Origin of the sequence: Morganella morganii (genome assembly GCF_019243775.1) — a bacterium.
Taxonomy (GTDB): domain Bacteria; phylum Pseudomonadota; class Gammaproteobacteria; order Enterobacterales; family Enterobacteriaceae; genus Morganella; species Morganella morganii.
On record NZ_CP069157.1, the window covers coordinates 497,877 to 510,456 of the forward strand.

The window sequence follows — 12,580 nt, forward strand, 5'->3', positions numbered from 1 at the left end:
TTACCCGTAAGCCGGTTTGTATAAAATAAACCGGCTTTTTTATTTGTTTTCATCCGGGTTTAATTTAAAATTTTTGAATGATTTATTCGTATTATTTTAACGATGACGTTAATAATCAAATATAACGACTATCACCAATGTTAATATCAAAATTAGCGATTCGTGCGCTTTACCTTATTGCTGTTTAACAATAAATGCTTTGGTTTTGAAACTATTTGTCACATTATCCATGCAATAAGTGCTTTTTTTGACATATCTTGCTATTTAGCGTCAATCGGGGCTGAGATCGTGTTGTAATATGAACTTTCAGGGTGAATAATCTACAAGGCTCTGTGTAAATAGGGTCAGAGAGTAGTGGTTAATATAATAGGAATATAAAATGAAAAAGACATTATTAGCTGTATTAGTCCCGCTCGTTGCATTAAGCGGCGCTGCAAACGCGGCAGAGATTTATAACAAAGACGGTAATAAACTGGATCTGTACGGTAAAGTCGATGTTCGTCATTTATTCAGCGACAATGACCACTATGGTGACAGCCAGAACGGTGATGACTCCCGTTTCCGTATCGGTATCAAAGGTGAAACCCAGATCACTGATCAATTAACCGGCTTTGGTCGTTTCGAAAACGAAATCAAAACCAACGGTACTGAAGGCGACAACAAAAACAAAGTTCGTTTAGCCTACGCTGGTCTGAAATTTGCTGAGTTCGGTTCACTGGACTACGGCCGTAACTACGGTGTTATCTATGACACCAACGCATGGACCGATGTGCTGCCAATCTTCGGTAACGACACCATGACTCAGACCGACGTCTACATGACCGGTCGTGCTGCAAACCTGCTGACTTACCGTAACTCTGATTTCTTCGGTTACGTTGACGGCCTGAGCTTCGCATTACAGTATCAGGGCGCGAACGACGATAACTCTATCTCAAGCCGTGGTACCAGCGATTTCCGTGACCCGACCAGCTATGATAACACTGCTAACGGCGACGGTTTCGGTTTCTCCACCGCGTATGACATCGGCTGGGGTGTGAGTGTTGGTGGTGCGTACTCAAGCTCCGCACGTCCTGACGGTCAGAAATACAACCAGGCAAGCGGCGCTCTGGGTGACCGTGCAGAAGCATGGAACTTCGGTGCTAAATACGACGCTAACAACCTGTACCTGGCAGCAGTTTACGGCGAAACCCGTAACATGACTCACTACGGTACTAACGACGACAACCGTGGCTTAACTGCTAACAAAACTCAGAACATCGAGTTAGTGGCTCAGTATCAGTTCGATTTCGGTCTGCGTCCGTCCATCGCTTACCTGCAGTCTAAAGGTAAGAGCCTGAGCGGCGGTTACGGCGACGACCAGGACCTGGTTAAATATGTTGATTTAGGTGCGTACTACTACTTCAACAAAAACATGTCTGCTCTGATCGACTACAAAATTAACCTGTTAGACGAAAACGACTTCACCCGTGGTTCCGGTATCAATACCGACAACGTACTGGGCTTAGGTTTAGTTTACCAGTTCTGATTTAATTCAGAGAACGTATAATGAAAAAGGAGGCGAAAGCCTCCTTTTTTTATATCTGAAAATCAGTGAAATAATCACTTTTGAAAACTTTTTAATCGTGTGAGTTATTATTCCACTTTTTTTCAGGCAGTAAAAAAGGAGGCGGTTGCCTCCTTTTTTGGCTTATTGCTTGTAATTTGAATCGACACAGACAAATCACCAATAAGAATTTGTTCGAACGTTGTAATAATAGTTCATTTCAGAATAAAACATTTAACTATTGATGTGATTTTAGGGTTTCATTTATTAATTTTTTGCTTATGATTAATTGATACATAATGTAAGTAAATATGAATAATATTTTTGATGATTTGCTCTGTAATGTCAGGCTGGTTACCGATCAGATTACTTTATGTATTGTGCCGGTGAACCGGCACATCAGAAGGGTTATGCAACCCGGACATCCCCGATCCGGCGCAGGGCATCCGTGACCAGATCCCAGAAGCGGGAGTGATCCAGTTTTACCGCCACCTGTGTCGGACAATCCGCCGGAGCCGGCGAACGGAAATCCGCAACGGTCATACCGAGAGTCAGTGTGCCGGTCAGCTCCACGTCCAGCGGTACTTTGCGGGTGGTCATCACGGACGGATCGATCACATACGCGACCGCGCAGGGGTCATGTACCGGCGGGTAATCAAATCCCTGGGCGCTTTTGTACATGGTGCCGAAAAATTCCAGCAGTTCGAGCACAAACTGTGCCGGTGCTGTGCCGACTGCCGCAATTTTGCTGACAACCTCCGGGGTTGCCAGCGCCTGGTGTGTCAGATCCAGCCTCACCATGGTGAGCGGCCAGCCCGCATTAAACACAATATGTGCCGCTTCGGGATCAATTTTGATATTGAATTCCGCAACCGCACTCCAGTTGCCGGTGTGATAGCCGCCGCCCATCAGCACCACCTCTTTGACCCGGTCAATAATACGCGGCTCCAGCCGGGCGGCCAGCGCGATATTGGTCAGTCCGGCTGTCGGTACCAGGGTAATGGTTTTCGGCGGATGTGCCATGATGGTATCAATGATCAGCTGCACTGCATGGCGCGAATCTAATGTCAGCACCGGCTCCGGCAATACCGGTCCGTCGAGGCCGGAATCGCCGTGAATATCCGGCGCGGTTTCAATCTCGCGGATCAGCGGGCGCGGGCAGCCCGCCGCAAAAGGAATACCGGTAATACCGGCAATACGGGCAACCGCCAGCGCATTGCGTGTCACTTTCTCCAGTGTCTGGTTACCGACCACTGTGGTGACCGCCAGCAGATCAATCTGCGGATTACCGTAAGCAAGTAATAGTGCGATGGCATCATCATGGCCGGGATCGCAGTCAAGAATGATTTTTTTCTTCACATATTCCTCTTTATCTGTCCGTTTACATTCACCGCTATGTTACATACTCTGCGCCCGGAAAAATAATAAGCCGCCCGAAAATCTGAGCGGTGCCCGGGTAATCACAGGAATAACACAATAACGGCGGAGAATAATGCCTGTTTACGGGAACAGAGAAAGTTCAGAGACAGGTGGCCGGATTATCCGCGGAGAGGATCCCAGATTTGCTGAAAACGTTTGGAATTACTGGCGGTATAAATAACGGTATGGGAAATATTCCGGTGTCCCAGATAATCCTGAATCAGACGGGTATCACGGCCGAGATCCGCAAGGGAATAGCCGCAGGCATGGCGCAGCATATGCGGATGTGGTGCCACGGATATATTGGCAGCCCTGCCGTACTGTTTTAATAAGGTATGAACCTGCTGACGGGAAATAGCCCCGCTTTTCTGCGATAAAAATACCCATTCCAAATCCCGGTTACGCCAGGTATTTCTTATATTCAGCCACGACACCAGCGCATTATATTCAATATCAATAAGCGGTTGTGTGGTGGAAAGCCCGCCTTTCAGACGCCGGACATAAATAAGGCGGCTGTCCAGATCAATATCAGAAAGTGACAGATGACATAATTCACTGACGCGGAAACCGTGCAGATAGCACATTAAAATCATGCAGTAATTCCGTTCGGCATACCGGCTTTTCCGGGCTTCTTTCAGGATGGCGTCAACTTCATAACGGGTCAGAAACTTACGTTTGTCCATGATTTATTCCTGTTTATTGTCCGATAAGTTCATAAAAACCAGAGATATCACTATAGCAAGTAATAAAAATGAATAAAGACAACGGACAGGAAAGAAAGTACTACAAAGTGTTTACGTATTGACAATATATTCATAAAAACCAATCAGCAATTGGCTTTTTTTAATCTGAGACAGATCAATTTAAGGCCATTGTACAGAGGTAAATATTCTTAATTTTAAAAAAGACAAAATACATCAAATTGTTTGTAATTATCACTAAAGGTTTTCCCTTAGTCAAATATTGATGTGTCAGCCAAATTAGCAACACATAACTCATTAATTTTTAAAAGGTTAATATTTTCTTCTGCCGGGCAGAGGCTGCCTGCTTCACCGCTGTCATTATTTTTGACAGTGCTTAAAAACAGAGAGGGGTAGAAACGCGATATTAACCTGTTTTGCGTGATAAAAAAGAACAGCTTTCTTAATTTTTATTCGATAACAGCCATTCATTCTTAACGGGACATTTTGATGTATTTTGTCCCGTTTTTTCATATATCCGGATAACGGAACAGACATATTCATCAAATAACGATAACGCCGCGCGGTTTCATATTTCCGCGTGTGACCGCGTTATTTTTAATATCAAAAAAGCAGAACGTAATATAGGAAATAACATGACTTTGAATAAATTAGCATTAGTGCTGGGCTTTGGTATGTCTGTGGTTGCAGGTGCGGCATCTGCTGCTGATCAGGGACACGGTACTGTTAAATTCACCGGTTCAATTATTGACGCGCCTTGCTCTATTACGCCTGATACCGAAAACCAGACTGTTCCGTTAGGCCAGATCTCCACTGCCGCACTGAAAGACGGCGGCCGCAGTAATTCCCGTGATTTTAAAATCGCATTAGAGAATTGCACCACAGAAACCTACAAAACGGTACAGACCACTTTCACCGGTTCTGAGGCGGCTGATATTCTGGCCGGTTCCCTGGGTATTGAGGGGATTGCCAAAAACGCGGCGGTTGTTATTACTGATGCGGGCGGCAAACAGATCAAATTAGGCACACCAAGCGCGGCGCAGGCTCTGCGTGACGGTAATAACGACCTGAACTTCGCAGCGTATTTACAGGGTTCTGCTGCTGAAGCCGCTGTTCCGGGTGACTTCACCGCTATCGCAACATTCGCACTGACTTATCAGTAATTAATGCCGGTACGGCTCAGGGATGAACCGTGCCGCTTTTCAGTTGCGTGCGTTCAGCGGAGGCAGGAAATGGTGAGCAGAATCATCCCTCAGGGAGTGCTGATAACAATAGTGTGTTTTTCCTCTTATACAGCGGCAGGTGAAACGAAACAGGATGCAAAAACCAGTCTGCGTTTCGGTGCGGTACAGATGCAGGGCACGATCCTCGAGCCGGTCTGCACTATTTCCACCGCCAGCCGTGAGCAGGCCGTGGCGCTGACCGATGTTTCTGTTCCGCAGTTGCGTGATGAAGGGCAGGGACCCGCAGACTACTTCTGGATCAGGCTGGCGGAATGCACCGTGCAGCCGGTGAAAGGCGGTGCGGCGGATAATCTCCGTTTCCGGGTCACGTTTGAGGGGGCTGAACAGGACGGACGTTTTCAGCTGACCGGCTCCGGCAAAGGGGCTTCCTTATCGATTTCAGACCGCAACGGGAATGAGGCGGTTCCCGGCAAACCCTTACCGCCCGCAGATATTGATCTCAATAATATGGCGCTGCGATATCAGGCGCGTCTCGTGAAAAACAGTGATGAACTTCAGTCCGGTTATTACCGGGCAACAGTGGGTTTCAAGCTGGAATATTATTAAACCGAGCTGACTGGATCCATTATGGTAATTCCGCTGAGTACCGTCTCCCGCCGGAGACTGACAGTGCTGATTTCATTAATTCTGACCGGTATCCCGCAGGCAGCTTATCCGGATAATCAGGATGTTGAATTTAATACTGATATTCTTGATGTAAACGATAAACAGAATATTGATCTGTCCGATTTTTCCCGTGCCGGCTATATCATGCCCGGCACCTACGACTTTTTTTATCCGGGTAAATAACAGTGAGTTACCTGACAGTTATCCGGTCTCTTATATTGTGCCGCCGGATGATCCGAAAGGCAGTGCCGCCTGTTTATCCCCGGAGCTGATAGCGCAGGCCGGACTGAAACCGGAATGGGCAGAGCGCCTGCGCTGGTGGAATAACGGCAAATGTCTGGATACGGCGTCACTGCCGGGTATGTCGGTGTCACCGAAACTGGCGGACAGCGAGCTTATCCTGACACTGCCGCAGGCTTATCTGGAATACACCGCCGCTAACTGGGATCCGCCTTCCCGCTGGGATGAGGGAATTTCCGGCGTGCTGTTTGATTACAACGTGAATGCCGGTATTAATGACCCGGCACACGGCAAACAGACACAGCAGGTCACCGGGAACGGGACCGCCGGGGCAAACCTCGGGGTCTGGCGTGTCCGTGCCGACTGGCAGGCGAATCTCCGTCACACCACCGGTTCCGGGGATCGCTCCGAACATAACTGGACATGGAGTCAGACCTATCTCTACCGGGCGATTGCCTCATTACAGGCAAAACTGACGATGGGGGAAACCTTCTCGCGCTCGGATATTTTCGACAACTTCCGCTATATCGGGGTCAATCTGGCCACTGATGACAATATGCTGCCGCCGAATCTGCGCGGCTATGCACCGGAAGTGACCGGCGTGGCGAAAACCAATGCCAAAATTACCGTCAGCCAGCAGGGGCGGGTGATTTATGAAACTCTGGTCGCGCCGGGGCCGTTCCGTATTCAGGATATTAATGATGCGGTCAGCGGCAAACTGGATGTCCGGGTGGAGGAGCAGGATGGCTCTGTACAGTCATTTCAGATGGATACCGCCAGCATTCCTTACCTGACCCGTCCGGGCCGGGTGCAGTACAAACTCGCCGCCGGGCAGCCGTCCGAAATCGGCCGTCACGGGAAAGGCCCTGTCTTTGGTATGGGGGAATTCTCATGGGGGATCAGTAACGGCTGGTCATTATACGGCGGCTCCCTCGTTGCCGGGGACTATAACGCCGTTTCTCTTGGTGTTGGTCGTGATTTGATGGCCTTCGGGGCCATCTCTTTTGATGCCACCCAGTCTTTTGCCCGTCTGCCGCAGGAAGACAAACAGTATCGCGGCGGCTCATACCGCCTGAGTTATTCCAAACGGTTTGAGGAGCTGGACAGCCAGGTCACGTTCGCCGGATACCGTTTCTCCGAGCGCGACTTTATGAGCATGAATCAGTATCTGGATCGCCGCTACAGCGATAACCGCGCGGATAACAATAAAGAGCTGTACACCATCATGTTCAGCAAGCAGTTCCCGGATATCGGGCTGAGCACCTATCTGAACTACAGCCACCAGACTTACTGGAACCGGCCGGATAACGACAACTATAACCTGTCGCTGGCGAAGTATATGGATATCGGCAGTTATAAGAACATCAATATCAGCTTATCCGCTTACCGCAATAAATATCAGGATAAGAATGATGACGGGGTATATCTCAATATCAGCATGCCGCTGGGGGATCGCGCCACGGTCAGCTACAACAGCATGATCAACCGTCATGGTAATTCTCATAACGTCAGTTATTACGACCGTCCGGATGATAACAACAGTTACCGCCTCGGTACTGGTCTGAGCAGCAACGGCAAAGCCTCCGTTGACGGCTATTACATGCACTATGCTGACAGCGCGCTGGTCACCGCCAGTGCCGGACATATTGACGGGGAATATACCTCCGCATCGCTCTCGCTTCAGGGCGGGGTGACAATGACACCGCAGGGCGGGGCATTCCACCGCATCAATATGCCGGGCAGCGCCCGTCTGCTGGTGGATACCGGCGGTGTGGCGGATGTGCCGGTCAGAAGTACCGGGGCACTCAGCTATACCAACCGCTTCGGGAAAGCCGTTCTGCCGGATATGAATAATTACTTCCGCAACAGTGCCGCCATCGATATCAACAAACTACCGGAAAATGCGGAAGCACGTCGTTCTGTTCAGCAACTGACGCTGACAGAAGGCGCCATCGGCTACCGTCAGTTTGATGTGCTGTCAGGACAAAAAGCCATGGCCGCTATCCGTCTGGCAGATGGCAGCGAGCCGCCGTTCGGCGCGGTGGTGACTTCGGCGGATAACCGCGAACTGGGGATCGTCAATGACGGCGGGCAGGTGTATCTCAGTGGCATTAACAGCGGGGATATTCTGACGCTGCGGCGCGGCAGTGAGGCTGCGTGCCGGATGACGGTGCCGGAGCTTGCGCCGGGACACGCGCTGTACACCCTGTTGCTGACCTGCGGCGCAGAGCCGCAATCCGTCCCGGAAAAACCGCAGCCGGTTGCGCTGCCGTCTTCCCCGCCGCCGGCTGACCGCCCGCAGCAGGGGAAATGGCTGAATATCACAGGCCGGGCAGACCCGGCACCTTCCACACGTAACGAAATGAGTGATTCATTATGATGTCAGTTAAACAAACCCGTCTCTCTGTTCTGGCCGTTGCCGCTGTATTGCTGGCCTCAGCACAGTCGCACGCGGCTATCGCGCTGGACAGAACCCGTGTCATTTTCAACGGGGCAGAGAAATCTGTCAGCCTGAATGTCAGCAATCTGAATAAAGAGCTGCCGTACCTGGCGCAGGGATGGATTGAGGATCAGAACGGAGAAAAAATTTCGTCACCGCTGGTGGTTTTGCCGCCGGTGCAGCGTATTGAGCCGGGTGATAAAAGTCAGGTAAAAATTCAGGCATTACCGGCGATCGCCGCACTGCCGCAGGACAGGGAAAGTGTCTTCTATTTCAATCTGCGGGAAATTCCGCCGCGCAGCAACCGGCAGAATGTCCTGCAAATCGCCCTGCAGACCCGCATCAAACTGTTTTACCGCCCGGAAGCTATCTATGCCTCACAAACGGATCTGACTAATCCGTGGCAGGAAAAAATCACCCTGACGCGCCGTGGTGATCACTATGAAGTCCATAACCCGACTGCGTATTACGTGACGATTGTGGATGCGCTCAGCGGGCTGGGCGGCAAAAGCCTGAACGGGTTCTCCCCGCTGATGGTGGCACCGAAAAGTCAGGGCACACTCGGCCTGAGTGCAGCCGCTCTCGGCAGTGCGCCGGTGCTGAGTTATATCAACGACTACGGCGGCCGCCCGCAGTTGCAGTTCAGTTGCAGCGGCGCAGAGTGCCGTGTGACAAAAACGGCTGCCGGTAACTGAACAGACAGGGGATAAACCATGGATGAGCGGATCAGAAAACAGCGTTTCCTCCGGCGGATACTGGCGGTTGTGCTCTGTATCTCAGCGGGAAGTGCTGCGGCACTGCCGGAGCGGGTGGCCGGTATCCGGGGCGTGCCCGGGATCACCTATGTCACTATCCGCGGCAATGTGATTGCGCCGCCGCCGTGTGTCATCAACAACGGCAATACCATTCTGGTGGATTTCGGGGAGGTGATGAGCACCCGCATTGACGGCCAGCGCTACAAACAGCCGGTTAATTACACGGCGGAGTGCACAAAGATGCCGACCAATGCCATGACGCTGGCTATCACCGGCAATACCGCCGGGTTTGATGCCGGATTATTACAGACTGAAATTGCCGGGCTGGGGGTGCGCATGCTTTATCAGGGACGGCAGCTCAATCCCGGTGAAAAAGTGAAATTTACTTATCCGGTCTTCCCGGCGCTGGAAGCGGTGCCTGTCCGCGATATGACGGCGGTGCTGACCGGCGGGGATTTCTCGGCGGTGGCAACACTGGAACTGGATTATCAGTAAGGAGCCAGACCATGGCAATACATTACCGGCGGTTACTGATGCTGCTGCTGTGTGCCGCAGCGGGCAGCGCAGCCGCCCCGAACATGAAGCTGTTTGGCACGCTGCTGGTGCCGCCTGCCTGCACAATCAGTGATAACGGCGTGATCGATGTGTTTTTCGGTGACAACGTCGGCGTGCATAAAGTGGATGGCGTCAATTACACCCGGGCGGTCAATTACACCCTGGTGTGTGAGGACAATATTAAAGGCTGGGATCTGGGATTGTCGGTTACCGGTCCGGTCAGCGGGTTTGATGATGCGGCCTTACAGACCAATATTCCCGACCTGGCGATTCACCTGACACAAAACGGAAAGCCCTTCACGCTCAACAAACGCATTGCGGTATCACCGGATAACCCGCCGGTGATTCAGGCGGTGCCGGTAAAACGGCCGGGCAGCACACTGCCGGAAGGTGCATTTGATGTGACCGCTACACTGCTGGCGGAATATCAGTAGGAGCAATGCAATGAATGAAACAATAAGGCGCTTTTTTATCAGTACCTGCGGTGTATTTCTGTTATCACTGCCGGGGGCGGATGCCGGGGCGGTTCCTGACAACCTGTATTTTCACGGTACGCTGGTGGATGAACCCTGCACGATACATCCGGGGGATGAAACCGTGGAACTGCCGTTCGGCAATATTCCTGATAAAAACCTGTACGCCTATCAGCGGACACCCTCAAAGGATTTCCGGATCCGGCTCTCGGAGTGTGACACCTCTATCGGCAGGCGGGTGACAGTGATGTTTGCCGGGGATGAGAATCCGTTTATCAGCGGTGCGCTGGCGATAAGTCCGGGCAGTCAGGCGGAAGGCATTGCAGTCGGGCTGGAAAATGCGGACGGCACGGCGCTGGCGGTCAATGAGGTGTCACCGCAGATCACGCTGAATGACGGACTGACGCTGCTGAACTTCCGCGCCTATGTGCAGGGAGAGCCGGATGCGCTGGCAAATAAAACCATTAAACGCGGGCCGTTCAGTGCCATTGCGACATTTCATCTCAATTATGACTGACGGGTAACTGAGGCTCGCTATGAACAGATTTATGAAAATAATTGCGGCGCTCGCGCTGCTCTGGTCCGCTTCGGCGGGGGCATCGATTTTCTCTTATATCACCGAATCCTCGGGGACACCATCGAATGCCATTTACACCTATATTATCGAGCGCTGGGATCCGGAAGATCCTTCGGCTCCCAATCCCTGCTACGGCTGGTCTGTCTGCTGGATCAATATCAACCACAAACACGATGTTGACGGTTCACCGGGCTCTTCCACCAAATCGATTGTCCGTGTGGAAAAGCTGAGAACACTGGCGGAAGTGCGGGATGCGGTTCTGAACAATATCTCGCTGCCGTATAACGGCACAGCGAAGCATGTCGGCCCGGCGCTGAATTCCAATCAGGAATGTGTGGGGCTGTTTTATGAATCTGAATCAGGCGGCTGGTCGAAAAACGGACGTCTGCTGCCCGGTTCACTCTGTGGTATCGCCCCGCCGCCGGTGGGCGCCTGTGAGGTCACCAGCGGCTCTGTGATCCTGGATTACGGGGATATTGATGAAGTCAGTCTGCCGGATGCGGCGCGTAATAAAAGCATCACTGTCACCTGTAATCTGGATATGAATATCCTTGTGATCGCCTCCGGCTCAGACAGCGGCCGTGTCCCGCTGCGGCCGGATAACAGCCTGTACGCGGATCTTTATCTCAACGGCAATCCGGGAGAGCAGGGGGCACCCATTCATGTCCCGGCCGGTGGTGCGACTCAGGTGGATGTGAAATCGGTGCTGAAAGTGAACGGGCGGGTTGCGCCGGGCGCTTTCGAAGGTTCCGGCTCCATCATTCTTGTTATGCCGTAATTTCTTATTTTCTCTCACAGTGCTGCGGAAACCTGCAGCACTGTGAGCCCGGAGTGAGACTGAAATATGATTACAGAAGATACTGATTTAACCGTTAATAAATCTGTCGGCTACCGGATCTTCCGCAAGCGGAAAGAGCTGGGCTGGTCCGGCAGCCGCCTGGCCGATCATCTCGGGATCAGCCAGCAGCAGTTCTCGCGCTATGAGCGCGGATGCAGTCAGATTAATGTCAGCCTGCTGGTCAGGGCGGCAGAAGTGTTACAGACACCGGTCAGCTGGTTTTTCGCTGACTGTCCGGAAGCGCGTTCATACCGGGAGTGCTTCCGGGGAAAAGCGGATATTTATACGGCGGAATCTGTTCCGGAGTATGGATTATCCGCACCCTCCCGGTACAAAAGGAAACCGGATGAAGGAAAACAGACGTAAACACCTGATGCAGTCTGAGGTGGAAAAAATGATGACAGCGGCGGAAAACGGCCGTGATCCGGAGCGGAATACCTGCCTGCTGTGGATGTGTTTTATCCACGGCTTCCGCGTCAGTGAACTGGGACAACTGAGCTTATCGGACATGGATGTTGCTGCCGATAACCTTTATATAAAGCGGCTGAAAAACGGCCTTTCCACCACCCACCCTCTGAGCGGCACAGAAAAAGCCTTACTCACCCGCTGGCTTAACTGCCGCACCCGTTATCCCCGCGCTGCTGAAAATCACTGGTTGTTTTTATCTCATAAAGGCGGACATCTTTCCCGCTCCCGTATTTACCGGATATTAAAAGAGCTGGGGGAAATGGCCGGGCTGCCGGTGGCGGTTCATCCGCATATGCTGCGTCATGCCTGCGGTTATGCACTGGCAGATAAAGGGGCAGACACCAGGCTGATTCAGGATTATCTCGGACACCGCAACATTCAGCATACTGTGCTGTACACCGCAGCAAATTCGGGGCGCTTTCGCGGGCTATGGGACTAGAATAATGTAACATAATAAACCAAAGTGTCGCTATATTATTTGTTGTCTGTTTAATGGGCAATATTTAAATTTAAAATACATCAAAATAAGTTCATAGTTCCGTCAAAACCTCTGTAAGTCTGTTTTTTAATCAAAAATAGTTTATTTTTTAAGTAAAAAATGCCCGTTTTTTATCCTGTGCGGAATTTTCTTAACGATTCGTGCTGGCCGGTTCTGATATAAAATTGCAATATCCCGTCTTTTTTCCGGCCCGTTTCACCTTCCTTTCTTTTTGGTCTCTGC

12 protein-coding genes and 1 pseudogene are annotated in these 12,580 nt (G+C 51.2%); 11 read left to right on the forward strand and 2 right to left on the reverse strand.

Annotation, left to right across the window (positions count from 1 at the left end):
* Nucleotides 1-379 precede the first annotated feature (379 nt).
* On the forward strand, nt 380-1,525 hold the full coding sequence (locus JL661_RS02295) for a porin (protein WP_004241268.1): 1,146 nt from the start codon (nt 380-382) through the stop codon (nt 1,523-1,525).
* A gap of 426 nt (nt 1,526-1,951) precedes the next feature.
* Here JL661_RS02295 and uriH read toward each other — a convergent pair whose 3' ends face one another.
* Nucleotides 1,952-2,902, reverse strand: a complete 951-nt coding sequence (gene uriH, locus JL661_RS02300) for a uridine-preferring nucleoside hydrolase UriH (protein ID WP_062771997.1) — start codon at nt 2,900-2,902, stop codon at nt 1,952-1,954.
* 179 nt (nt 2,903-3,081) lie between these two features.
* Complete coding sequence (locus JL661_RS02305; protein ID WP_004234895.1) at nt 3,082-3,645, reverse strand: tyrosine-type DNA invertase; 564 nt, start codon at nt 3,643-3,645, stop codon at nt 3,082-3,084.
* Nucleotides 3,646-4,298: 653 nt separating this feature from the next.
* Between JL661_RS02305 and JL661_RS02310 the strand changes: the two genes are divergently transcribed.
* From JL661_RS02310 to JL661_RS02355, 10 genes and pseudogenes are all read left to right on the forward strand, one after another.
* Nucleotides 4,299-4,826 carry a fimbrial protein gene (locus JL661_RS02310; RefSeq protein WP_004234897.1) on the forward strand — a complete coding sequence of 176 codons (528 nt, stop codon included), beginning with the start codon at nt 4,299-4,301 and terminating at the stop codon, nt 4,824-4,826.
* Nucleotides 4,827-4,895: 69 nt separating this feature from the next.
* Entirely contained in the window at nt 4,896-5,453 is a 558-nt protein-coding gene (locus JL661_RS02315; protein ID WP_015423006.1) for a fimbrial protein, read from the forward strand.
* Nucleotides 5,454-5,474: 21 nt separating this feature from the next.
* Nucleotides 5,475-8,133: pseudogene (locus tag JL661_RS02320) on the forward strand (outer membrane usher protein).
* Nucleotides 8,130-8,888 (forward strand): fimbria/pilus periplasmic chaperone, encoded by a 759-nt coding sequence (locus JL661_RS02325; RefSeq protein ID WP_004234901.1) that lies wholly within the window; start codon nt 8,130-8,132, stop codon nt 8,886-8,888. The pseudogene JL661_RS02320 and the gene JL661_RS02325 overlap by 4 nt, the downstream one beginning before the upstream one ends.
* 18 nt (nt 8,889-8,906) lie before the next feature.
* Complete coding sequence (locus JL661_RS02330) at nt 8,907-9,443, forward strand: fimbrial protein (RefSeq protein WP_004234902.1); 537 nt, start codon at nt 8,907-8,909, stop codon at nt 9,441-9,443.
* 11 nt (nt 9,444-9,454) lie between these two features.
* A complete protein-coding gene (locus tag JL661_RS02335; RefSeq protein WP_004234905.1) occupies nt 9,455-9,937 on the forward strand; it encodes a fimbrial protein in 483 nt (160 codons plus the stop codon).
* 10 nt (nt 9,938-9,947) lie between these two features.
* A complete protein-coding gene (locus JL661_RS02340; protein WP_004234907.1) occupies nt 9,948-10,493 on the forward strand; it encodes a fimbrial protein in 546 nt (181 codons plus the stop codon).
* Between the two features lie 19 nt (nt 10,494-10,512).
* Entirely contained in the window at nt 10,513-11,331 is an 819-nt protein-coding gene (locus tag JL661_RS02345; RefSeq protein ID WP_004234909.1) for an MrpH family fimbial adhesin, read from the forward strand.
* Between the two features lie 66 nt (nt 11,332-11,397).
* On the forward strand, nt 11,398-11,757 hold the full coding sequence (locus JL661_RS02350; RefSeq protein ID WP_004234910.1) for a helix-turn-helix domain-containing protein: 360 nt from the start codon (nt 11,398-11,400) through the stop codon (nt 11,755-11,757).
* Nucleotides 11,738-12,298 carry a tyrosine-type DNA invertase gene (locus tag JL661_RS02355; RefSeq protein ID WP_015423005.1) on the forward strand — a complete coding sequence of 187 codons (561 nt, stop codon included), beginning with the start codon at nt 11,738-11,740 and terminating at the stop codon, nt 12,296-12,298. The genes JL661_RS02350 and JL661_RS02355 overlap by 20 nt, the downstream gene beginning before the upstream one ends.
* Nucleotides 12,299-12,580: the final 282 nt, after the last annotated feature.